23 protein-coding genes and 3 pseudogenes are annotated in these 22,992 nt (G+C 66.0%); 16 read left to right on the top strand and 10 right to left on the bottom strand.

Annotated features, from left to right (window positions below; genetic code table 11):
- Window positions 1-246: 246 nt before the first annotated feature.
- A pseudogene (locus ASF04_RS28255) lies at window positions 247-354 on the bottom strand (MarR family transcriptional regulator); the annotation flags it as partial.
- Between the two features lie 190 nt (window positions 355-544).
- Here ASF04_RS28255 and ASF04_RS28785 point away from each other — a divergent pair.
- The 14 genes and pseudogenes from ASF04_RS28785 (at window position 545) to ASF04_RS28515 (ending at window position 11,993) form a co-directional block, all read left to right on the top strand.
- On the top strand, window positions 545-979 hold the full coding sequence (locus ASF04_RS28785) for an OmpA family protein (protein ID WP_373922146.1): 435 nt from the start codon (window positions 545-547) through the stop codon (window positions 977-979).
- Window positions 980-984: 5 nt separating this feature from the next.
- Window positions 985-5,592, top strand: a complete 4,608-nt coding sequence (locus ASF04_RS17045; RefSeq protein ID WP_162241447.1) for an RHS repeat-associated core domain-containing protein — start codon at window positions 985-987, stop codon at window positions 5,590-5,592.
- Window positions 5,593-5,660: 68 nt separating this feature from the next.
- Complete coding sequence (locus tag ASF04_RS17050; protein WP_156368678.1) at window positions 5,661-6,629, top strand: hypothetical protein; 969 nt, start codon at window positions 5,661-5,663, stop codon at window positions 6,627-6,629.
- 26 nt (window positions 6,630-6,655) lie between these two features.
- Window positions 6,656-6,929: DUF192 domain-containing protein (locus ASF04_RS28510; RefSeq protein WP_162241450.1), on the top strand; the 274-nt coding region annotated here is incomplete at its 3' end.
- A 27-nt stretch (window positions 6,930-6,956) separates the two neighbouring features.
- Entirely contained in the window at window positions 6,957-7,310 is a 354-nt protein-coding gene (locus ASF04_RS28790; protein ID WP_056144090.1) for a DUF192 domain-containing protein, read from the top strand.
- Window positions 7,311-7,355: 45 nt separating this feature from the next.
- Window positions 7,356-8,402 (top strand): OmpA family protein, encoded by a 1,047-nt coding sequence (locus ASF04_RS28265; protein ID WP_056144093.1) that lies wholly within the window; start codon window positions 7,356-7,358, stop codon window positions 8,400-8,402.
- Window positions 8,403-8,406: 4 nt separating this feature from the next.
- Window positions 8,407-9,447, top strand: a complete 1,041-nt coding sequence (locus ASF04_RS17065) for a DUF6531 domain-containing protein (protein WP_156368679.1) — start codon at window positions 8,407-8,409, stop codon at window positions 9,445-9,447.
- Window positions 9,411-10,709, top strand: coding sequence for an RHS repeat domain-containing protein (locus ASF04_RS17070; protein WP_056144098.1), 1,299 nt, complete (start codon window positions 9,411-9,413; stop codon window positions 10,707-10,709). Before ASF04_RS17065 ends, ASF04_RS17070 begins: the two co-directional genes overlap by 37 nt.
- On the top strand, window positions 10,682-10,825 hold the full coding sequence (locus tag ASF04_RS28795) for a hypothetical protein (protein WP_156368680.1): 144 nt from the start codon (window positions 10,682-10,684) through the stop codon (window positions 10,823-10,825). The genes ASF04_RS17070 and ASF04_RS28795 overlap by 28 nt, the downstream gene beginning before the upstream one ends.
- Window positions 10,826-10,963: 138 nt before the next feature.
- Complete coding sequence (locus ASF04_RS28800; protein ID WP_082488822.1) at window positions 10,964-11,218, top strand: hypothetical protein; 255 nt, start codon at window positions 10,964-10,966, stop codon at window positions 11,216-11,218.
- A pseudogene (locus ASF04_RS26920) lies at window positions 11,157-11,330 on the top strand (glutathione-disulfide reductase); the annotation flags it as partial. The gene ASF04_RS28800 and the pseudogene ASF04_RS26920, both read left to right, overlap by 62 nt.
- 160 nt (window positions 11,331-11,490) lie before the next feature.
- Window positions 11,491-11,736, top strand: a complete 246-nt coding sequence (locus ASF04_RS17075; RefSeq protein ID WP_056144101.1) for a hypothetical protein — start codon at window positions 11,491-11,493, stop codon at window positions 11,734-11,736.
- A gap of 21 nt (window positions 11,737-11,757) precedes the next feature.
- A pseudogene (locus tag ASF04_RS26925) lies at window positions 11,758-11,829 on the top strand (hypothetical protein); the annotation flags it as partial.
- A 41-nt stretch (window positions 11,830-11,870) separates the two neighbouring features.
- Window positions 11,871-11,993, top strand: a complete 123-nt coding sequence (locus ASF04_RS28515) for a hypothetical protein (protein ID WP_255360920.1) — start codon at window positions 11,871-11,873, stop codon at window positions 11,991-11,993.
- Here ASF04_RS28515 and ASF04_RS17085 read toward each other — a convergent pair.
- The 4 genes from ASF04_RS17085 to ASF04_RS17100 all read right to left on the bottom strand — a co-directional run bounded on the left by ASF04_RS17085 (window position 11,959) and on the right by ASF04_RS17100 (window position 15,803).
- Window positions 11,959-13,365 (bottom strand): Dyp-type peroxidase, encoded by a 1,407-nt coding sequence (locus ASF04_RS17085; protein ID WP_056144105.1) that lies wholly within the window; start codon window positions 13,363-13,365, stop codon window positions 11,959-11,961. The genes ASF04_RS28515 and ASF04_RS17085 overlap by 35 nt on opposite strands.
- The gene (locus ASF04_RS17090; protein WP_056144109.1) at window positions 13,365-14,072 is read right to left on the bottom strand and encodes a hypothetical protein; all 708 of its coding nucleotides are present in this window, start codon (window positions 14,070-14,072) and stop codon (window positions 13,365-13,367) included. The genes ASF04_RS17085 and ASF04_RS17090 overlap by 1 nt, the downstream gene beginning before the upstream one ends.
- Window positions 14,073-14,082: 10 nt before the next feature.
- Window positions 14,083-15,168, bottom strand: coding sequence for a catalase family protein (locus tag ASF04_RS17095; protein WP_200931104.1), 1,086 nt, complete (start codon window positions 15,166-15,168; stop codon window positions 14,083-14,085).
- Between the two features lie 110 nt (window positions 15,169-15,278).
- On the bottom strand, window positions 15,279-15,803 hold the full coding sequence (locus ASF04_RS17100; protein WP_229205086.1) for an NADP-dependent oxidoreductase: 525 nt from the start codon (window positions 15,801-15,803) through the stop codon (window positions 15,279-15,281).
- Between the two features lie 141 nt (window positions 15,804-15,944).
- Between ASF04_RS17100 and ASF04_RS17105 the strand changes: the two genes are divergently transcribed.
- A complete protein-coding gene (locus ASF04_RS17105; RefSeq protein ID WP_056144111.1) occupies window positions 15,945-16,400 on the top strand; it encodes a helix-turn-helix transcriptional regulator in 456 nt (151 codons plus the stop codon).
- 21 nt (window positions 16,401-16,421) lie between these two features.
- Here the strand turns inward: ASF04_RS17105 and ASF04_RS17110 are convergent, their stop codons facing one another.
- On the bottom strand, window positions 16,422-17,003 hold the full coding sequence (locus ASF04_RS17110; RefSeq protein WP_229205087.1) for an O-methyltransferase: 582 nt from the start codon (window positions 17,001-17,003) through the stop codon (window positions 16,422-16,424).
- 94 nt (window positions 17,004-17,097) lie between these two features.
- The gene (locus tag ASF04_RS17115) at window positions 17,098-17,991 is read right to left on the bottom strand and encodes a LysR family transcriptional regulator (protein ID WP_307140811.1); all 894 of its coding nucleotides are present in this window, start codon (window positions 17,989-17,991) and stop codon (window positions 17,098-17,100) included.
- Between the two features lie 113 nt (window positions 17,992-18,104).
- Here ASF04_RS17115 and ASF04_RS17120 point away from each other — a divergent pair, with 113 nt between their 5' ends.
- Complete coding sequence (locus ASF04_RS17120) at window positions 18,105-18,545, top strand: ester cyclase (RefSeq protein ID WP_056144116.1); 441 nt, start codon at window positions 18,105-18,107, stop codon at window positions 18,543-18,545.
- Window positions 18,546-18,614: 69 nt separating this feature from the next.
- On the opposite strand, the gene ASF04_RS17125 is transcribed toward ASF04_RS17120, so the two are convergent.
- The 3 genes from ASF04_RS17125 to ASF04_RS17135 are packed head-to-tail and all read right to left on the bottom strand — an operon-like array spanning window position 18,615 to window position 22,979.
- A complete protein-coding gene (locus ASF04_RS17125) occupies window positions 18,615-19,448 on the bottom strand; it encodes an alpha/beta hydrolase (protein ID WP_056144118.1) in 834 nt (277 codons plus the stop codon).
- A 13-nt stretch (window positions 19,449-19,461) separates the two neighbouring features.
- Window positions 19,462-20,400: a transglutaminase family protein gene (locus tag ASF04_RS17130; protein ID WP_056144121.1), complete on the bottom strand. Its 939-nt coding sequence runs from the start codon at window positions 20,398-20,400 to the stop codon at window positions 19,462-19,464.
- Window positions 20,397-22,979, bottom strand: a complete 2,583-nt coding sequence (locus ASF04_RS17135; protein ID WP_056144123.1) for a circularly permuted type 2 ATP-grasp protein — start codon at window positions 22,977-22,979, stop codon at window positions 20,397-20,399. The genes ASF04_RS17130 and ASF04_RS17135 overlap by 4 nt, the downstream gene beginning before the upstream one ends.
- Between the last annotated feature and the right edge of the window lie 13 nt (window positions 22,980-22,992).

The raw sequence follows: 22,992 nt of genomic DNA on the forward strand, positions 1-22,992 counted from the left end.
GCCAACCTGATCAAGCTGCGCATCACCCAYGGCATCAAGCCGGTGGTGCCGATTATTTCGAGCATYTACAAGGTGTACCTGAAGTGGCAGGACACCGGCACCGACCCGKTGCAAACGCGCCTGATCAACGACGGCCTGGTGCCGGTGGTCACGCACGTGACCTTGCAGATGCAGTCCGACGCCATCGAACCGGACAGCCCGGTATCGGCCCCGGGCGCCGGCAATGGCGGCAACCCCGTCAATCCGGCCTTGCGCTTGCACCACGTCTTCGGAAAAGCGTTCGAAGCGGCGCATCTGGTAACGGAATTCGGACAGCGCGGCAAAGTCCGATTTGTCGAGGGTTTTGGAAGTCAGTTGTAGGCGACGGTGGCCGTGACCGGNCGGCCTGGTGCCGGTGGTCACGCACGTGACCTTGCAGATGCAGTCCGACGCCATCGAACCGGACAGCCCGGTATCGGCCCCGGGCGCCGGCAATGGCGGCAACCCCGTCAATCCGGGCGATCCGCCGGTGACGGCAGAGCCCCCGCCGCGCGATCCCTGCACGATGTACGGCTTGTGCAATAACAATCCGCCGCCGGGCAGTGGCAACACGTGTCCGGTGCCGATCGCGACGACACTGAGCGCCGATGCGTTGTTCGGCTTTGACCAGGCGATTCTGCAAAGTGAAGGCAAGGACGCGCTCGATCAACTGGTCGCCAGCACCCAAGGCCAGGCCTACGACACGCTGACGGTAACCGGTTACACCGACCCGATCGGCACCGATGCTTACAACCTCAATCTATCTAAGCGGCGCGCTGAAGCCGTGCGCGATTATTTGCTGTCCAAAGGGTTGCAGGTGGACCATGTGAATGTGGTGGGGGCCGGGGCCACCGACCTGGTGACGTCGCCGGAATCGTGCGCCGGAGCTAGTGGTACCAATTTGCAAGCCTGTTACATCGCGAACCGGCGGGTGGTAGTTGAATTGAAACCAAAATCATGATGAACGTGACGATATCGAGGTTGCGCGTCATGCTGGCGGCGCTTCCGGCAATGCTGATCGGCTGGTGTGTGCTGGTAGCGCCATCCCATGCCTGCCCGGCAGGAGGCGGGACGTGCGCCGTGGGCGAGCCGGCGCCCGCCGTTCTCAAGATCGGGGCCGCGGTAAGTAGCGGCGTCGGCAATCCGATCAATGTCATGAGCGGCAACAAGTACCAGCGCGAAGAAGACATGCCGGCATTGCCGGGGGTGCTGGGCCTAGAAGTGGTACGGCACTACAACAGTATTGATAGTGGCACGCAAAGTGTTCCAGGGCCATTGGGCCGTGGCTGGCGGTTGTCGTATGAAACCCGGTTATGGCCGATGGGTAATGGCTTGCAGCTGGTTCAGGCGGATGGCAGCGTTACCAACTTCAGCCGGGACGTGCTGCGTCCGACGCTGGCGACCAGTACCAATCCGGCCCATGGCGTCATCACGATCCGGCGCATGCGCGGCGTGGATGAATATTTGTGGCGCTGGATCGATGGACGTGAACTGAGCTTCGACCACAGCGGAAAGCTCATGCAGATCAAGGCCGCAACCGGCGAGATCCTGAGCCTGTTGTACGATGCCGCTGGCATGCTGGTCAAGGTGACCGACCCGCAGGGGCGCAGCCTGCGGCTGGTCTACCGCGATCGGTCGCCGGCCGCGGGCGGCAACCAGTTCCGTGGTATCCAGCGCCTCGATACTCCGGTGGGGCGGTTCGGCTACGAATATGGCAGCAGCATGCCCAAAGGGGCAACGGTCGATCCGCGCTATCTGCATGCCAGCCTGGTGCGCGTGCAGATGCCGGACCCAGGCCATGCGCGCCAGTACCATTACGAGGATGCCCGGCATCCGACACTGCTGACCGGCATCAGCGTCACCGGCCCGGATGCAGCCGGTCAGGCTGCAAGCGTCCGCTACGCAACGTACGGCTACAATGCCGCCGGCAAGGCGATCCTGTCCACGCACGCCCGCAATGCCGACAGCATCACCCTCGACTACGCGCGTCCCGGGGTGACCATACTGATCAACAGCCTGGGAAAGACTACCACCTATCGCTACTCGGTCACGGCGGAGGACTACCAGCTGGAAGAGGTACGCGGGGCAGGCTGCTCGACCTGCGGACCGGCGAATGTGCGTTACCACTACGACCGCGCCGGGCGACTGACTTCCACGACCGAGCTCGATGCGCTGGGTGCGGCGCTGCGCGCCACCAGGCTGGAGCTCGATTACCTCGGCCGCACTGTGCGCGTGAGCAAGGTCGTGTTCGACGGCGGCAGCGCAGCCACGCCGCAGCTGGTGCGGCGCTACGAATATGCGGGAGCAAGCGGCGACGCGCCGACGCTGACGGTGGCCCCGAGCGTGGTTCCCGGCAAGGACACAACCGTCCGCGTGAAGTATAACGAGCGCGGCCAACCGCTCAGCATCACGGCAAGCGGCTGGCGGCCCGCCGTTGGCAACCTGCCCGCGAGCCCGATCGAACGAACGACGCGTTACAGCTATCGCATGGTCAACGGCCGCAGCGTGCTGGCGGCAGTGGATGGACCGCTGCCGAATGGCAAGCTGGGAACGCCGGTCGACTCTGACATCACCCGCATCGACTACGACGCCAGTGGATCGTATCCGCTGCGGACGGTCGGACCGGGCGGCATCGTGAGCGAGGTCCGCCAGCGCGATGCAGCGTTGCGGCCGCTGCGCACTGCCAGCAGCGATGGCTACCGCATGATCGACATCGAGTTGACGCTGGCGCCCTCCGGTCAGCCATTGCGGCGCAGCGCTACGGCGTGGTTGCTTGATCGCCAGCAGCAACCGGTGGACAGCTCGCGCCAGGAGAGCGCCGTGCAGTACCGGTACGACCTGCTGGGCAACCCGGGCGCCGCCATGGCTACCGGGGGCGGCCTGACCCGTTATCGGTACGACGAGACTGGCCAGCTCACGCACATCATCGAGGCGGACCGGAACCAGCTGGCGCGCAGTTACGACAGCGAGGGCAGGTTGCTGGCCGCAGCGCGCTATGGGCCGGACGGCGGCGCCGGCGTCCTGTCCTACGACGCTGGCCATGGCGCGGACCTGCGGGTGAACGAGCAGGCGCGCACCATCGATCAGCAGTGGGTGGAGGACGGCAAATCCATGATGCTCAGCAACCGGCTGGGCGCTGTCGACAGCGTTGCCGATCAGCAGATCGAGCAAGTCATACGACAGGACGGCAGCGTGGTGCGGCGCTGGTTCGATGACTTTGGCCGTATCGTGGCGACCCGCTCACCGGAGCACGGCTTGCGCACCGCACACTATTCGGCGGTCGGTGGTCTGCTGCAACTGCACGATGCGCGGGGCATTAGCGTGACGTTGCAGCGCGATGCCCAGGACCGCGTGCTTGACGCGCGCTATCACGATGCGGCGGGAAAACTGCAGCAGCGTATAGACTACAGCTATCAAGGATTGCTGCTGGTGCAGGAGGAGCGCCGGGAGCATGAGCGACTCGACAGCGTGACCGCCTTCGACTACGACGCCTGGGGCCAGCCGGCCGGGCAGCGCGTATCGATTTTCAACCAGGAGGGGAAGGTGGCGGCGGCATTGCCGGTACAACTGGTGCGTGACCAGGACCACCGGACCTTGACGAAAACGCTGCCCAGCGGCACGCAGGTGGTGTACCAGCATGATGCCAGCGGCCGGATCTCGGGTATTGCCGTGGGCGGAAGCAGCGTGATCGGCGATGTGCGGTATTCGCCCGTACCGGGTGGCATGCGCGTGACTGCGATGACGTTTGGCAATGGACGCAGCAGCCAGAGCCGGTTCGACCAGCGCGGCACCTTGCTGCGCCACGAAAATGGCGTGGACAGCACCAGCCTGGATGTCGATCCCGTAACGGGCGTGACCACGCTGCAACGCCGCCCGATGCCGATGGCGGAGCGGCCGAACCGCTGGTCCTCGTACTTGCAGGGACTCATCGGCAGTGCGCACGCGGCTGCTGCAGAGGATGCGCCGGTGCTGCGCACGGTGCACTACGACACCATGCAGCGCCTGGTGGGTGAGGCACGGAATGGCGTTACGGTGTTCTCTGCCCGTTACAACGCACTGGGCGACCGCGTCGGGGTGCCGGCGTCGCGCACCGACGGCGCGGGCAATGTGCTCGAGCATGGACGGCACACGCTGTTCTACAACGGTGGCGGTGAGCTGGCACGGGTGAGCGGCGCCGATGGCGCCGTACTCGCCAGCTATCGCTATGACGCGCGCGGTCGGCGCATTGCGGCGCAGGCGGGGCGCGCAACACGTTATTTTTTGTATGAAGAAGGCCAACTGCTTGCCGAGGCCGGCGCTGACGGCAAAGTGCGGGTGGAATACATCTATCTGGGCCGGCGCCCGGTCGCGCGGCTGCTGCACGACGTGGCGCACGGTGCCGGCTGGTTATCTGCGGTCACCGGTTCCGGCAAGTTGGAATTTCTGCACGCCGATGCGCGCGACGCGGTGGAAGCTGTCAGCGACACTACCGGCAAGCTCGTGTGGCGCGGGGAACTCGATGCATTTGGCCTGCTGCGCAATGAGGCCGGTCCGCGTGGCTATATGCCGCTGCGCCTGTCCGGCCAGTATGCCGACCCTGAAACCGGGCTGTATTACAACGTCCACCGCTACTACGATCCGTCAGCGGGGCGGTATCTGCAAGCCGATCCGCTCGGCGTGGCGGCCGCCCCGAATATGTACGCGTATGTCGACAGCGATCCGCTGCGCAGGAGCGATCCCCTGGGACTGGCACCGGAGCCGGATGAAGGCGTGCCCGACCCATGGATGTTCGGCATCTTCATTCACGAGCGGTTCGCGGCCCAGGTTCGGGCACTCGGCGCTGGCTGGGGCGCCAACGATGGGCGCCAGGGAACGTGGACAGGCCTTCGGCCCGATGCATATCACGCCGTGACCAACCCAGCTGCCAAGGCCGGGTTTGCCGGCAATGTATGGGAATTGAAGCCGTTGAGCTGGAGCGAGGCGCGTAATCCGATCAATTATGCCACCGCCAATGCCCAGGTCGCTGCCTATGTGAAGAATGCAAAAACCGGATGCTGGTCGGCCGGGTCCGGCAAATATTTGATGAACCAGTTGCAGGTGCCGGGCACCACCATGATCTACCAGGGTTCCAGCTACGCGGTCACCTACATTCCCGACCCGGTCGATACTACCGGCTTGATCTTCTACGGCAAGGTCAAAATGCAGGAAAAGGAAAGACCGGCCACGGCGCCCGCTCCGGCATTGGCGCCCCAGCAGCGGGCTGAGCTGGACCGGCAGATGCAACAGATCAAGCAGCAGGGCGCCAGGGAGGGCTGGTCGTCGCTGATCACGACAGGATTGATCGTCTTGCTGGCCGTGGCGATTGCCATTTTGATCGCGGTGGCGCTGGCGCCTGAAGTGGTGATCGCCGGTATCATCGCCACCATAGGCGCGGTGTTGTCGGCGGCAGCCAAAGGCGCCGTGACCTTGATGGCGGGTCTTGCCGCCGCCTTCGCTTTGGGTGCGGCACCCGCCGCAGCTGCCGAGACCAAGGGAAGGGAGAAAGAGCAGGGACTGCTCGACTCGACAATTGGATGGTTCAGGAGCTGGTTTTAACGACGTGGAGAGTTGATTTGAAGAACGTGCAGTGGAGTGGGTTCGCCCTGGAATTGCAGGAAATCTTGATGCATGACGCAGGCCAGTTGCTCGACCATTGGCTGGCGCTGATCGAGCAAGATATCGCCGACGGCTGGCGCGCATTTTACGCGCGCGAGGTGTGGATGCGCGAACACCTGCCCGCACCGTTGATCAACGGGCTGGGACGGGCGCTGATGGTCGAGCAGCTCAGGCAAAAAATCGGCGCGAACGGCCAGCCGGTGCTCGCCGACGATCTAGCGATGTTGCACGAAATTTCGCAACGGCAGGACTTGACCGGCTACCGGAATTATTTGCAGGTCGGCATCCTGTCCCTGCAACAGCGGCCCGCGCCGTTGGATCTGGTGGCCGATGCCACCGTCATGCGGTTGCTGAACACGGCGCATCGGCACGCCGAGTTTGAAATCAAGCGCAACCAGGCCAACTGGTACGTGGAATCGACTGCCCGCTGCACGCTCACGCCACCGCTCATCACGCTCCCCAAAGAGGGCAAGCCAGCGGTGCGCGACGACAGCGAGCCGCTGGCGCTCGATACCCGCTACTGGTGGAATGTGTATGAGCCCGACCATCGCGTGGCGATGGATTGCGACAACAATGGTCTGTTTGCGCCCGCCGTCAGCCTGATGCTGATGGCGGCGCTGGCGCCCGATTTTCCGTACGCCGAAACCTTGAGTACGGCAAAGCGGCTGGTGTTCATGCAGGCCGGCGACAGCGCGCTGGCCTGGGCGATCGTGATCGAGAAAATCGATGGCGGCCGCACGTTCCGTTACCCGCCGGCGCTGTTGCTGATCGACCGTCACCTCGGCAAGAAACTCAAGGAGCAGCACGTGCTGTTCCATAACGTTCTGACCAGGCACTATTTTTCCGATGCGATCAGTGGCCAGGCGGCGATGGAACTGGAATTGCGCTTTCACCTGCCGCGCTATCGCCGTTTGATCGATGTGTACCGCCCCTATATTGCAGCGACGCAGTCTGCCGTGCAACCACTGCTGGCCTGATCCCATTCCACCAACGCCCACCGACCATGACCAACAATCCCGTTCGTGATGCCGCAAACGCAGCTCCTGGTGATGCCTGGCTCCGCACCTGCAGCGGCGATCACCGGTTGGCGGTGCAGCGCGCCGCCGGCTTCGCCAGCCGTTTCATGGGACTGATGGGGCGCGCCGGGCTGGCTCCCGCTGCCGCGCTGTTGCTGCCCGACTGCTCCAGCGTGCATACGTGCTTCATGCGCTTCACCATCGACGTGCTGTACCTGGACCGCGAAGGCGTGGTGCGCAAGTGCGTGCCGCACTTGCGCCNACTGCTCCAGCGTGCATACGTGCTTCATGCGCTTCACCATCGACGTGCTGTACCTGGACCGCGAAGGCGTGGTGCGCAAGTGCGTGCCGCACTTGCGCCCGTGGCGGGCCAGCCTTGGCGGTGCCGGGGTACGCCACACGCTGGAGCTGGCAGCGGGCAGCATAGCGCGCTGGAACATCGCCCCCGGCGACCGGCTGCACGATCCGCGGTCGCACTGGCAGGTGCTTGCGCCCTTGTCGCCGGCACCGGCGCAACCGGCCAGCGCGGCGCCGGTCGCCCCGGTGCGCGCCGCCATGCGCGGGCGCCAGCGCGGCGCGGCGGTGGTGGAACTGGCCGTGGTAGCGCCGATCCTGACCATCATGGGACTGGGCACGGTGTAATACAGCCAGCTGTTCTTCGCAAAAAACCAGCTCGACCACGCAGCGATGCTGGCCGCGCGGGCCGGCAGCGTGGGCAACGCCAAACTCGACGCCATCAAGAACGCCTGCACCGAAGGACTGGTGCCGATGTTCGGCGGCGGCGAAACCGCCGCCAAGCTGGCAGACTCGCTGGCGGCAGCCAAGGTGTTGGTGGAAGCCAATGCTTCCATCGAAATGCTGAACCCGACCAGGGAAGCATTCCAGGACTTCAACGATCCCGCTTTGCAAACCCTGCTCGACACCCAGGGCAAGCGCGTGATATCGAATCGCGGCCTGGCATTCAAGCCGGACTCGGTGGGGCCCACATCGGGCGAGACGCTGCAGGACGCCAACCTGATCAAGCTGCGCATCACCCACGGCATCAAGCCGGTGGTGCCGATAATTTCAGGCATCTACAAGGTGTATCTGAAGTGGCAGGACACCGGCACCGACCCGGTGCAAACGCGCCTGATCAACGACGGCCTGGTGCCGGTGGTCACGCAGGTTACCCTGCAAATGCAGTCCGACGCCATCGAACCCGATCACCCGGTATCGTCGCCCGGATCCGGCAACGGCGGCAATCCGACCAACCCTGGCGATCCGCCGGTCACCGGCGAGCCGCCGCCGGACGGCGAGTGCGGCACCCTCGGCGGATGCACCACGCCGCCGCAACCACCGGGTAACACCTGCCCGGTGCCGATTTCGGCCAACCTCAGCGCCGACGCGCTGGTCGGCTTTGACCAGGCCACGCTGCAACCGGCCGGCATCGCCGCGCTTGACCAGCTGATCCAGAGCACCAATGGCCAGACTTACGACACCCTGACCGTGACCGGCTACACCGATCCGATCGGCACCGAGGCCTACAACCTCGATTTGTCGCGCCGGCGTGCACAGGCAGTGCGCGACTACCTGATCGGCCATGGCCTGCAGGTCGATCACATCAACGTGGTGGGCGCCGGGTCGGCCAGTCCGGTGGTGCAGCCGGGCGGCTGCCCGGGCATGACCGGCGCCGCGCTGCAAGCCTGCTACGCGTGCAACCGGCGCGTAGTGGTCGAACTGACGCCGAGAGGTTGACGCCATGATCTCATTGCTTCGATCGCTGTTGACGGCACGCCGACGTACCGCGCTGGCGGCGCTGCTGTTCTCTGGCGCGGCCGCATGGCCGCAGGTGGCGCTGGCCTGCCCGGGCGATGGCGGCGCCACCTGCGGCGCTGCCGATGCGCCAGCCACCCAGCCGGGCGCCACCAGCTTGAATATCGGCGCCGGCAATCCGATCAACATCATCACCGGTAACAAGTACCAGCGCGAGGACGATCTGCCGGCGCTGCCCGGCGTGCTGGGCCTGGAAATCGTGCGCCACTACAACAGCCGCATCAGCGGCACGGCCGCGGTGCCGGGCCTGGTGGGACGCGGCTGGAAGCTGTCCTATGAAACCGAGCTGGCAATCGACGGCGACACCATCCGCGCCTGGCAGGCCGACGGCAGCAGCTTCATGTTCCGCCGCGACCTGGCCAACCCGGCGCTGGCCAACAGCGCCGATCCGGCCAACGGCAGCATTGCCATCCGCCGCAACGGCGCCGGGCGCGACGAATACCTGTGGCGCTGGGCCAACGGCCGCGAACTGAGTTTCGACCAGCGCGGCAAGCTGGTGCAGATCAAGGCGGCCACCGGAGAAATTCTCGGCCTGCTGTACGGCACCCGCGGCTTGCTGGTCAAGGTCACCGATCCGCAGGGCCGCAGCCTGCGCCTGTCGTACCTGGACCGCCATCAGGTTGCCGCCGCCCGCCGCTTCCGCGGCGTGCAGAGCATCGATACGCCGGTGGGGCGGTTCAGCTTCGAATACGGCAACCCGCCGCCGCATGAAGCCACGCTGGCGCCGCAGTATCTGCTGGCCAACCTGGTGCGGGTGCGCTATCCGGCCAGCGGCGCGGCGGGTGCCACAGGCACCGGGCGCCAGTACCATTACGAGGCGGCCGCTCACCCCACCAACCTCACCGCATCACCATCGAGGGCCGGGGCACGGATGGCAAGCCGACCGCGCAGCGCTACGCCACCTTTGGCTATCAGGCCGACGGCCGCGCCGTGCTGTCCACCCACGCCAACGACGTGGACAAGGTGACCGTCAGCTTCGAGCGGCCCGGCATTACCGTCGTCAAGAACAGCGCTGGCCAGCAGACCACGTACCGCTACGCCAGCATGGCCGACGATTACCGCCTGCTGGAGGTGCGCGGCGCCGGTTGCGCGCTGTGCGGGCCGCCCAACCAGCGTTATCGCTACGACCGCCAAGGCCGGCTGCTGGAAACCATTGAGCTCGATGGCCAGGGCATGGCGCTGCACAGCCAGGTGACCGAAGTGGATCACTACGGCCGGGCGTTGCTGGTCAGCCGTATCGAATACATCAAGGGCAAGGCCCAGCCGGCGCAGTGGCAGCTGCGTTACGAGTACGCGCCAGGCAGCGCCGGCGGACCGGTGCTCATTGCCCGCCCGAGCGTGGTACCGGGGCGCGAGGCAGTCACCCGCATCGCCTATAACGACCGCAGGCAGCCCATCAGCGTGACGGTCAGCGGCTGGTCGCCGCAGCCGCCGGGTACGGGCGCGCCGCTGGCCATCGTGCGCACCACGCGCTACGCTTACCAGGTCGTCAATGGTCTGAGCCTGCTGGCGCAGGTCGATGGGCCGCTGGCCAACGGCAAGGCAAACAGCCCGGCCGATTCCGACATCACCCGCTTCGAGTTCGAAGCCAGCGACCACTTTGTCAGCCGCATCACCGCGCCAGGCGGCATCGTCACCGACGTGCGCGAACGCGATGCCGCGCAGCGGCCGGTGGTGCTGCGCCGCGTGGACGGCGCCCTGCAGCAGATCGCGGCCAATCGCCTCAACTGGCGCGGGCAGACCGAGGTGGGCAGCGTGGCGGCAACGCAGGCCGGTGCCGACGCCGCGCCAACCCGTACGCTGCACTACGCCTACGACGCCGCCGGTAATCTGGCGGGCGTAACCCAGCCGGGCAACCTCACCACCCGCTACGTGTACGATGGCGCCGGTCGCCTGGCCGAACAGGTGCTGGCGGACGGCAGCCGCATTGCCACCCCGCGCGATACCGAAGGCCGCCAGCCGGGCGCCGCCAGCCCGGCCGGCAGCGAACAAGATCTTTGGGGCCGTTCGGTGGCCTGGCGCGACGCCAGCGGCGCGCCCTTGCTGCAGGCGCAGTGGGGCGCTATCGGCACCGCCGCGCAAGGCCAGGTGCTGGCGCTGAGCACGCGCAATGCGCAGGCGCAGCGGCTGCTGGACGACGATGGCCGCGTGGTGGCCATCCGCAATCCGGGCCAGGGCTGGCAGACTGCGCGCTACGACAGGTGTACGCCTACTTGGTCAGCGAAGTGATCGAACGCGACCAGCCATTGCGCCCGGTGCGCATGCGCGTGACCGACGGCGCACTGGTGCAGACAACCACCACGCGCTACAACTGGCGCAGTCAGCCGCTGCAGGTCGATGTCTAGGCGTACTACAACGACGTCGCCGGCCGGCCCACGCACCGCATACTGCCGGACGGTGCCGATGGTAGCGCCGATGCCGCCCACATCCGCCTGCGCCATGACATCCTGCAACATATCACTGAGGTCACCGATGCCAATGGCGTGGCGACCGAACGGCGCTACGATGACTTTGGCAGCAAGGTGATGGAGGCGAACGCCGATCGCGGCGTTACGCTGTATCAGCATGACGTGGCGGGCCGCATGGTGGCGCGTATCGACCAGACCGGCAACACGGTACGGTTTACCTATGACCACGCCAATCGCCTGCCGGCCCTCACGCACTACCGGTACCAGGGTGTGCGTGGGTCCGGAAGAGAAGATCGTCGGCATCCACGGCATCGGTGCCGGCATGTATGAAATGTTGCAGGGCTTCGCGGTCGCCCTGAAAATGGGCGCGACCAAGCGCGACTTCGACAACACCGTGGCGATCCACCCGACTGCGGCGGAAGAATTCGTCACCATGCGGTGATCGGTCGCCCGACCCTTCCGCGACTATTAACCAAGGCAGATACTGATGAATATGGAAAACACTCAAGCCGAGCCGGGCCGGCACTACGCGGCGGTGCGCGCGCGAGCATTTCCGGCGATCGCCGCCCGGCCGGCTGGAGTTCGAGATCGCCATCGAACCGGTGGAGGATGAAATCACCACCCTGGTCGGCATGTTGCCGCCGGCTTCGACGCTGTACTCGACCGATCCGGGATTGCGCCACATCGCGCTGCTGGCCGGCGTTGCCGAGAGCGCGGCGATGCGGCTGGAGCTGGACGCGATGGAGCGGGTGTTCAGCCGTCTGGCGGCGGTCATCGAGGGAAAGCCGGCGACGCGGGAGGGTGGAACCGCTTCGCTGGACTTCCACCACTCCAGTAGACATTTCTGACCTATGATTTGAGCATAGGAGATGAGCACACAGCGTTATACACCGGAATTCAAGGAAGAGGCCGCGAGGCAGGTGGTCGAGCGCGGCTACCAGGTACCAGAGGTTGCAGCCCGGTTGGGCGTGTCATCGCAGGTGTGGGAGAGCTGGGCATCACCGGCGTGCCGGCGGCCATTGCCAACGCGATATACAACGCCACCGGCATCCGCGTGCACGATTACCCGATCACTGTCCACAACCTGCTGGACCGCCTGCCGTGACGGGGTCAGGGGGCAGCGCTGCAATCCACCGCAACGCGCCCAGCGACGGCATGAACAGGTACTCGCCGCCGCGCAGCCGGTTGAACGTGGTCACGCCATCGATGCGGCGCCGCACCGGCTGCTGCGGGATGGTGAACGTACCCGGCGCCTCGTGCAGGCCCACCACCGGATCGCGCTCGGTGCCGAGATCGATGAAGTTGCCGCGATTGATCCATTCCTGCTGCAGGAACTCGATGGTGTCGTAGGCGCGCGCGCTGATGAAGATGAAATAAATGCCGCGCTCGCCGTTATCGTCCTGCGCAGTGAGGTCGCGGCGCCACTTGGGGCCATACGTGGACGAGCGGCGGATGATGCGGTGGATATTGACGTCGGTGAGGATGGACAGTTGGCTGTCGCGCGGATTGAGGCGGCGCATGTGCGACGCGTGCGGGCACACCAGGCCGCGCGGGTCCTGCGAGAAATCGAAACCGTTGTTGCACTGCGGGTCGGCGCCCAGTTCCGGATCGTCGTGGTCGGGCGCGAGCGGCAGCGGCGCGCCGCTGCGCCAGCGGCCCACCAGCTTGGCGGCCAGCAGTTCCTCGTGCGCCTCGTTCTGCGCCTGGCTGCGAATGAAATCGTTGAATGCGCCCGCCTGGCTTTCGTACTTGCGCAGCACCACGAACGAGCCGTTGCGGCCCAGTTCCGGCGGCTCGGGCATGGCGACCGGCTTGCCGGTCTCACTGTTCTCGCCGAGGATGAATTCACCGGCCGCAATCGCCCGCTCCTGGCCCGGCAGCGGTTCCACGCCGCTGCCGGCGACGAAGGGCTGCGAGATCGAATCGCGGAAGCCGAACGGGTTTTTCGCTTCTTCGTCGGCGCCGAACGCGTGCTGGCCGATCAGCGTCACGCCGTTTGAACGGTCCAGTTCAGCCATGGCCTTGTCCAGCGCTACCGCCAGCGCAGCATCGTCGCGCGCGTAAATGGTCAGGGCGATGTGGCAGGCGCCCGGTGCGAACGCATCGTCCCAGTGTTCGGGCGCGTTGCTGCCGGTGTCGCGCAGCTGTTCGGCGCGTTGCGCCATCCCTTGCTGGAATGGCAGCGGAAAGCTGTCGAGCGAATCTTGCGGCACGCCCAGCGCCTTCAGGCCCTGGAAGCTGATCGCAAGGCCCATCCAGGCATCGCGGTCGTCGGTCCAGCCGGCGGCCGACGGCACGTGGTCGGCCATGCGGCGCAGCAGGTCGCGCCCGCCGGCGGCGTCATCGATATGCAGCATCGCGTGCACACCCACGTACGGTTCGGGGCGCGAGCGCAGGATCAGGGCCTGGATGTCGTCGAGGGCCAGCGTGGTTTTATCACCGATGATGCGTGTCTTGAGGTCGGTCAGTATGCTCATCAGTAATCGACGCCTTCTGGCTGGCCGATGGCCGCGCCCAGCTTTTCGAGCGCAGCGCGCGTGGCCTCGTCCTGCGGCGGGTTGGCGCCCATCTCGTCGAGGAAGGCGGTCAGTGCGCGGTCCATGCGCTGGAAGCGGCGCGTGTCAACCACGGTCACCTGCGGATTGGCGACGAACCAGCCGGCGGCATCGATCTGGTGGCCGGCGATGAAGTCTTTTACGCTCGGACTGCCTATGCCGGGCCAGCCTTCGATATTGGCGAACAGCAGGTCCATCAGTTCTGGAATCTTGGTGGCGAAGTCGTTGATGTAGCTGTCCCAATCGCCGTCGTAGGTGGTGGCAAACAGGATGCGGGTGTCGTTGTCGAAAAAGACGAAGCGCATGTCGTGCAGGGTGGACACGCGCTGGGCGCCATCCATATTGCCGTTGGTGAGATCGAAAATGCGGCGCAGGCGCTCGGCGCCGCCGGGCTTGAGCGGCGCAATCGCAGTGAGCTCCGATACATTGCCCGACTGCTTGCCCGCGCGGCCGGCCGAATTGGCCGTGCCCTTGAGGTCCGGATTATGTTTGCGCACCATGGCCTCCAAGGCGATTTTCGCCAGGTGCGGCGCGTCGTGTGCGACCGCGTCGATGCGGCGGCGGATTGCCTCGAGCTTCGTCTCGTCGAGCAGGCGCGGGTCGCCCGTGTGTTCATTCGGATTGGTCATGGTGGGTCCTTTAGTCGGGGATGTCGGAGGCTTGAACTGGTTCCACGCGCGGGCGCGCGTTCATGGCATGGCGGAACGCGGTGGAGCGCTCGTACGCCACGCGCCGCACGCGCATGATGGCGCCGAGCGGCTGGTGCGCCGCCACGCCGTTCCACGGGTTGAACGACAGGCTGTCGTCGCCGTACACCTGGCGTGCCGGATGCGCGGTGGACTGCGGCGCAAAGCGCAGGGTGGCTACCGGGACGTGCGGCGACAGTTCCTCGGGCCAGGCGATGGCCGCGTCTTCGACCGGCATGCGCTCGAGGTCCGCGCACAGCTGCACCGACAGCGTGTACTCCGCGCCCTGGGTGGCGAAGTGTTCGGCGATCGCTTCGCGCATGCCGGCGTAGCCGATGCCGTCGATGTTCTTGCCATGCAGCGCGCGCACGTTGTCGGACGATGGCGCGATCGACAGCTTGGCGATATGGTCGCCGAAGCGCACTGCGGCCTGGGTATGGTAGGTCTCGCCCAGCGGATGGTGGTTGTCGCGCGCCAGCCCGTCAAGGGTGGCGCCCGGTGTGCCGCCCAGGCTTTCCAGCACCTGCTTGGCGCCGTGCGCGGTGCCGGCCACCAGGCGCTGGAACGTGTCCGGCGCCTGGGCATTGGCTTCCAGCAGGCCGAGCATGCGCTTGTACTTCGGCAGCGTGCCGAAGGCCAGGGCAGGGAAGTTCACCATCAGGAAATCCTGGTTGTGTCCTTCGATGTCGGCCACCAGGCGCTTGCCATCGACGCCGATGATCTTCAACGCAAAGCCGCGCGCGGCCGGAATTTCGTCGGAATGAATGTCGCTGGGCGCCGACGACAGCCGCGCCACGATGGCGTACGTGCGCGGCACCGCAAACACGCCCTGGCGCAGCGCGGGCGGCAGGTTGTCGTGGACGACCAGTTCGCCCTTGAGCAAACCGTTGGACTTGGCGTGGGCGTCGCGGATCGCGTGACGATGACGCTCGAAAGCGCAGCGCGAAGACGCGGCCATCTGCTCGACGATACTGGCGATCAGTTGCTGCTCGTCGGGATCGATGACTTCGACGTCGGGAGTGAATCGGATGGGTGTCACAGGAACCTCGGCATTGGAAACAAAATAAAAGAACGACGGTGCTTTTTTATTTTATTAAAATACCATTGTTTTGCCGAGGTGGGCGGTACGATTGAGCGTATCCGAAACGCTTAGCCTTCAAGATCGATCACGATCTTGCCGCGCGTGCGCCCGCCCTCCGACAGCGCGAACGCCTGCCTGACGGCGGCCAGCGGCAACACCGTGGCCACGTGCGGCCGCAGCTTTTCCGCCTCCACCAGCGCGCGGATCGACGCCAGTTGCGCGGCGTCGGGCCGGCACTGCACGCGCGCCACGCCCACGCCGCGCTGGCGATCCGCGTCGGCGGGGAACGCCACCGACGTCACCAGGAAGCCGCCTGGCTTGAGCGTGGCGAAGGCGCGCTGGAAGGTCTCGCCACCGACCGTATCGAACACCACGTCCATGTCGCGCGCCGCCTCCTCGAACGGCTGCGCCGTATAGTCGATAAATGCGTCGGCACCGAGTCCACGCACGAACTGCTCGTTCGGTGCGGACGCCATCGCTGTCACGTGGGCGCCGGCCGCCCTGGCCAGTTGCACCGCCAGCGAGCCGACGCCGCCCGCGCTGCTGGTGATCAGGATGCGCTGACCCGCGCCGCTGCGGATCTTCCAGTCCACCGGGTTGACGCCTGCTGATAGGTGAACGGCTTTACGATGTGCCGCCAACCGGCATCGCTCACAGGCCAATCGATGCAGACACCCTATTAACCGCCATATGCGCTCGAACGCGGCCTCAAACCGCGCGGCGGCGGCGCGCTGATGCGCGCCTTGCTCGAGACGGCTTTTGACGCCGATACGATGGGTAATACGACAGCGGAGAAGACCGAACTGGTGGTCAGGTTGATGCTGCACGAGCTGACCGCCACCGCGCATGCGCCCACGTTCTTGCCGATGCCCACCAGCGCCGCAGGCCAGCGCATTGCTGCAGTCGCTGCAAGTGATTACCGCAACGCGCTGGGCGTGGATGAAGTGGCGGCGCGCGCCGCCACCTCGGTGCGCACGCTGAGCCGGCTGTTCATGGCGGAAACCGGGCTGACCTTCAAATTGTGGCGCCAGCGCGCGCGGATCGTGCAGGCGATGGACCGTTTGGGACGCGGTAAGACCATCGGCCAGGTAGCATCGGAGCTGGGCTTCTCCAGTACCGCCTCGTTCTCGTGCGCGTTTCGCCAGGTGACCGACATGACGCCCACCGCCTTTGTGGGGGCCCCTGGTTGATGGCAGCAGCCTGCCGCCAGGTCAGGCTTTGACGGCGAGGAATTCGCCTTTCCCGACCGGCACCAGGGTGGTCGTAAAACCGCTGTCGGCGCGGACGGCGGCGGTGAAGTCGGCCATATCCTGCGGGTGCGACGTGGCGTTATCGACCACCAGCAAGCCGCCCGGTCGCAACACGCGTTGCAGTTCCGGCCACCAGGCAAGATAAGCGCTGCGCAGCGAATCGAGGAACAGCAGGTCGTAAGCACCGTCGTCCAGTTCGCGCAGGATCGCGCCGGCGTCGCCCTCGCGCTGGTCGATGCGGGCAGCCAGGCCGGCGCGCGCAAAATTGTCGCGTGCCAGGGCGATCTTCGCCGGGGAACGTTCGACGGTCGTCACAGTACCGGCAGCGCCGGCGGCATCGGCCAGCCACAGCGTCGAGTACCCGTTCGAGGTACCGATCTCCAGGATGCGGCGCGCACCCGTGGCCTTCACCAGGACGGCGAGAAATTCGCCGGTGTCCGGCGTGATGTTGAGCATGCGGGTATCGTGGTTGGCGGCATCGCTGTCGTGCGTGTCGCCAAAGGTTGCCAGCTCGTCGAGCATGGTGGTCAACTGTGCGTCCAATGGTGTCTCCGGTTGGATAGGGCCTGGAAGTGCCCGGGAAGTCATGCTGCCACAAAGTGTCCGGCATCGCCATGGCGCTGGCAGCAGCGTGCGGTCATTCGATTGCAGCCGACTGCTGCGCAATGAACTCCCGGAACCACGACTGCGCCGGATGCCTGTCGCTGCGCCGGTGCCACACCAGGTGGAACACCATCGCAGGCAACGTCACCGGTGGCGTGAACAGCGCCAGCCTGTGGTGCGCCTGCGCGTGCCGCGCCACCCGTTCGAGCAGCGTGGCCGCCATGCCGGTGCGCGCCACCACTTCAGGCACGGCAAAGACATGCGGCACGGTCAGGGCCAACTGGCGCTGCAAGCCCAGTTGAGCCAGCGCCTGGTCCACAATGCCGTGCAGTTGCCCCTCGGGCGACACCAGCACGTGCTTGAAGGAGAGATAGGTGGGCAAGTCCATCGGGCACGCTGCCGCCGGATGGTCGGCCGCGACGATGGTGACGAATTCATCGCGTAGCAGCGGGCGGGTGAGGATACGGCCGTCGGCACCGGTGGGCGCCACACCGATGGCGGCGTCGATCAGGCCCGCGTCGAGCAGGCCGACGGCGGCATCGCGGTCGTTGAAGGCCACCACGTTGAGCATCGCGCCCGGCATGGCCTGTTGCAGCGCCTCCAGCAACGTGGGCAGCAGGATCTGCGTCGGGTAATCCTGTAACCCCAGCTTGAACGTGGCGGTTGCCGTCTGCGGATCGAACACCGGTGGAGAGAGCATCGCTGCTTCGATCGTGGTCAGCGCCTGGGCAACGGGAATGGCCAGGTCGCGCGCGCGCGGCGTGGGCAGCAGCCCTTCGGCACTGCGCTGGAACAGCGGGTCACCCAGCAGCGTGCGCAGGCGCGATAGCGCAGCGCTCATTGCCGGCTGGCTCACGCCCACACGGGCCGCCGCCCGCGTGACATTGCGCTCGTTGATCAGCGCGTCGAAGGCGACGAGCAGGTTCAAATCGATGCCATGAAAATCCATAAAACGAATAAATATCTATACGGGTTATTTGTTGGACTGATTGTAGGGCAAAGTCCACACTGGCGCTTCGCAAATCATTCCGGTAAACCTTCATGAACACTTCAACCGACTTCTCCCATCAGCTGCGCGCCGAGCGTCTTGCCGTCGAAACCCTGTACCGCGCGTTCAGCGAGCAAATGCCCGACCTGGTCGATGCCGTGCTGGCGCCCGACTGGGACGACATTCCGCTGGCGCCCGGCCAGGCACCGGGGCCGGCGGGCGTCAAAACCATCATCCGCATGCTCGGCGCGGCCCTCCCGGACGTGCAGATCACCGTCCACGACATGGTCCAGCAGCCGGGCAAGGTTGGCGTACGCGCCGAGATCTCCGGCACCCACCTGGGTGAACTGTTCGGCATCGCGCCGACCGGTAAGCCGGTAAGCTTCCGGCTGCACGAGTTTCACACGCTGGCCGGTGGCGTGATCACCGCGACGTGGCACATGGAAGACTGGTACGGCCTGTTCATGCAGCTGGGCCGCTTTCCGCCGGTTTGAGGTGGCCGCAGATAAAGTTCGCGGACACGCTTACCTTGGTGCTCACCAGCCCCTGCAGATGTTGCGAGGTTAGCGCGAGCCTTGCGTGCCCAGCATCAGTCGAAACGCCCGCAACGCCGCCGGATGGTAGATGGTGGCGTGGGTTTCGGTGGGCCAGCTTTCGAAGTCAAAGTGAAGGTTTTCCGTCTTGCCGAACGTCGCTGCAAGCACCGGCTGGTCGATGAACGACCGGCCGTCCGCGCTCGAGCCTATGTACAAATTTTTCGGACGGTTCAACGTTACCGGATGCGCGGAAACCTGTTTGAGCAGCGCGCCATCGTTCCACCACAGGCTGGGATCGAGCGCGATATAGGTGTCGAACAAATCAGGCTCCTGCACCAGCGTCTCGACCACGAACAGGCCTCCCAGCGATTCGCCCACGATCGCCCGTTCCGCCGTGACCTGGTAACGTCGCGCCATCTGCGGCATCAGTTCGTTACGGATGAAATCGCGAAAAGCCTGCGACTCACCGACGCGCGGCGCGATGCTGCGATCCTTTGCGACCACGGTCGGGCCGGTCAGGTCGCGCCGCCGCTGCGTGTTTTCGATGCCGACCAGCAGAAAGGGGCGCATGGTCAGGTTCGCGGCACCCACCTGCAACAAACCGGCGACGTGCAAAAAATCCTCGGCCAGGCCGCCGTCCGGCATATACAGGACCGGCAGCGCCGCATCGGCAGGAACGCCCGCCGGGCGATAAACATTGATGCGCCGCTTTTCCCCCAACACTTGCGAATCGATGAACCAGGTCTCGCCAATGACCAGTGGCGTTGATTCCGGTAGTGCTGGTGCGGCTGCGGCCGGTCCAAAGCACATGCATGTGACGAACAGAAGGGTCAATACCCTAAGCAGGGAGGCAGTAATCATGGCTTTGCGGACCTCACACCCCACCCAACACCGGCAACGGCGTCACCGTCACCTGCACATCGAGATCCTGCCGGCCGCCACCGAGCACGATGCCGCGCATTGGGGTGACGTCGCTGAAGTCGCGGCCCCAGCCCAGCGTGATGTGTTCGTGCTGGACCAGGCAGCGGTTGGTCGGGTCAAAATCGACCCAGCCCAGCGCCGGGCAGTACACCGAGACCCACGCGTGCGAGGCGTCGGCGCCCACCAGGCGCGGCTTGCCTTCGGGCGGGTGGGTGAGGATGTAGCCGCTGATGTAGCGCGCCGGCAGGCCGACGCTGCGCAGGCAGCCGATCATCAGCTGGGCGAAATCCTGGCACACGCCGCGGCGGCCGCTCAGTACCTGTTCCAGCGGCGTCGAGATGTCGGTAGCCTTGCTGTCGAATTCAAAGTCGTCGAAGATGCGCCGGGTCAGTTCGAGCGCCGCGTCGAGCTGGGGCCGGCCCGGGGTGAAGCTCACGCGCGCATAGGCTTCCAGTGCCGGGAACCAGTGCACGTGCGGCGACGCATACAGGTAGCGGCACGCCTCCAGCGTGGTAGCGCTTTTTTCCTTGCCCATCATGTCGCGCACGCTCTCCCACGGCAGCGACGCCGCGATCTTCGCCAGGGTGGGGCGCGCGCGCAACAGCACGGTCGATTCGGCATGCACCAGCAGGCTGTCGTGCGGTACCGTGAGTGCCACGTGGCGCACGCTGTTGCCGAAATAATCGAGGCCATCGCGGCCTTCGGAAACCACCGGGTCGAGCCAGATCAGGTGCGACTCGGTGTGCTGCCAGGCGAACGGGCGCGGCGTCATGTGCAGGTACTGCTGCGACAGCGAAACCGTGCTTTGATACTGGTAGCGCGTCTCGTGGACCACGCGGTAGCGGGCGCAGGCGACGGCGCCGGCCGGCCACTCATGCGTCGTCCCCGTCATGATGTGCGCTTCCTTTGCCGGTCATTGTCGGTGTAGCTGAAGAACTGCACGCTGATATGCTCGGACAGCGCTGCGCTGGCGAGCTGGATCCGGTTCAGCAGGGCGGTCAACATGACGTTGCCGTGGGTAAGGTCGGTGCCGGGCGTGAGTGCGCTCAATTCGGTGCGCAACGGCGCCAGCAGGTCGGCGCCGCAGGGGCCGTGGGTGTGGGCGATGCGGCGCAGCGTGCCGAGGATGCCGTCGATCTGGAACAGCACCGAGCGCGGATTGCTCTCGTCGCACAGCAGCAGGTCCAGCACCGGCAGCCACTCGGGCTGGGCGCGGTAGCGGGCGCGGTAGGTGATGATGCTGTCGGACAGTTCGAGCAGCCATTCGAGGTTGCCGTCCTGGTCCATCGCCAGTGCGCGCTGCAGCACTTCGCACTGGAATTGCAGCCGTTCCAGGCGCCGGCCGATCGACATGAAACGCCAGCCCAGGTCGCGCGTCATGCCGTCGAGCGCAAAGCCGGCCAGCATCATCAAGGAGGCGGCGGCGTCGTCGAGGATGGTCATCGCGGCCGACTGCGACGGCCGTTCGCCGGGGTGTACCACCGGCTGCACCATGCGGTTCAGGGCGCGCCAGTTATCGACCGAAAAACGTTCGTGCAGCTGGCCGGCCACGCGGTGCAGCTGGCGCTGCTGGCGCGCCAGCCCGGGCACGTCGGGCGACACCACCGCCAGCAGCAGGGCCGCTTCGATTTCGGCGTCGCTGAAGATGGTGGCTGGCGTGGCGATCGTTTGCGTCTGGGTCATCCCGCCCAGTGATTGCGACTGGGTTTGTACTGGCGCCGGCTTCCTGGCCGCGTCGAGCAGCTGGAAGTGGATGCACAGCGCCTCCACGGTGGCCCACTCGGCGCCGCGCTGGTCGAAGCGGACATTGAACAGGAAGTGCAGCGCCACCCGCAGCAGGCGGCCGATATTGTCGCAACGCTCGGCGTGACGGCCGTACCAGAGCAGGTTTTCCGCCACCCGGCTCGACAAATTGGTGTCTTCGCGCACCAGGTTGTCGCTGGTGATGCTGCGGTGCTGGGGCCTTTGCACTTCTACCCGGGTGCGCGCCTGCACCCAGGTATCCTTGCTGGCGCCGCCCATGTGCATGGTCAGCACGCGCGCATCGTGGCCCGTGGCCACCCGGGTCAGGCCGCCCGGCATCACCACGTAGCCGTTTGGCGTGGCGCAGGCGAATACGCGCAGTCCCACGGCGCGCGCCTGCAGGCCCGATGTGAGGCCGCCTTTCCACACCGGCGCCTGCGACAACCGCACCACTTCCTGGGCGATGAAATTGCCCGGATCGGCGCGTAGCCCGGCAATAAAGGCTTCGCGCGCGGTGCCATCGAGGTCGCGGCCGAACACGGCCGACTGCGGACGCTGCGCAAAACTGGGCTTGATCACCAGGCGGTCGAGTTTTTCGATCACCGCTTCCAGCGCGGCCGGTTCGCCGCACCACCAGGTGGCCACCGACGGCATTTTCAGCGGTTCGCCCAGCAGGCGGCGCGACAGCGCCGGCAGGAAGCCGAGCAGGGCGCCCGATTCCAGCAGGCTGGAACCAAGGCTGTTGGCCACCACCACGTTGCCGCGCCTTGCCGCTTGCGTGAGGCCCGCCACGCCCAGCATCGAGCTGTCCAGTTCCAGCGGGTCGCACGCTTCGTCGTCCACCCGGCGCAGGATCACGTGCACGCGCTGCAGGCCGGCCAGGGTTTTCAGATAGACCACGCCGTCGCGCACGGTAAGGTCGCCGCCTTCCACCAGCGCCAGGCCCAGGTGGCGCGCCAAGTAGGCCTGTTCATAATAGCTGGCGGTGCGCGGACCGGCAGTGAGCAGCACGATCAGCGGCACGTCGCCATCGCGCAGCGGCGCCGGCGTGTCGCCGCTGGCCGCGCACAGCCGGCCCCAGTGCACCAGGCTGTCGTGCATGGTGCGGAAGAATTGCGACAGCGGCTGCACTTTCAGTTCGCGCAGCAGGTCTGGGAAAGTGGGCGAGATGATGGCGCGGTTTTCCAGCGCGTAGCCGGCGCCCGACGGCGCCTGGGTGCGGTCCGCAACCACCCACCAGCGGCCATCGGGCGCGCGCGCCAGGTCCACTGCATAGAAGTGCAGGGCGACGTCCTCGAGGTGGCCGATATCGTGGCATGGGCGCAGAAAGCCCGCGTGGCCGTGGATCAGCGCCGGCGGCAGCAGCCCTTCGCGCAGCATCCGCTGCTCGCCATAGACGTCGCCGAGGATCTGGTTGAGCAGGGTGGCGCGCTGGATCACGGCCGCTTCGATCACGCTCCATTCGTCGGGTGGCAGGATCAGCGGCAGGGCATTCAGATCCCACGGCCGCTGGCGCCCGTCGCGGTCCGCCGGAACGTTGTAGGTCACGCCATTTTCCCGTACCTGGCGCTGCACCATCTCGTTGCGCTGGCGCATCATGCCCGGCGCTTCAAGTCCCAGGTTGTCGAGCATCGCGCGCCAGTGCGCGCGCGGCACCCTGGCCGCGTCCAGCATTTCGTCGAAGCTGTCGGGCGCGGCCAGGTAATGGGCAAGAAGGGGAGAGGGCATGGGCGCGCAGACT

Origin of the sequence: Duganella sp. Leaf61 (genome assembly GCF_001421905.1) — a bacterium.
Classification (GTDB): domain Bacteria; phylum Pseudomonadota; class Gammaproteobacteria; order Burkholderiales; family Burkholderiaceae_D; genus Rugamonas; species Rugamonas zoogloeoides.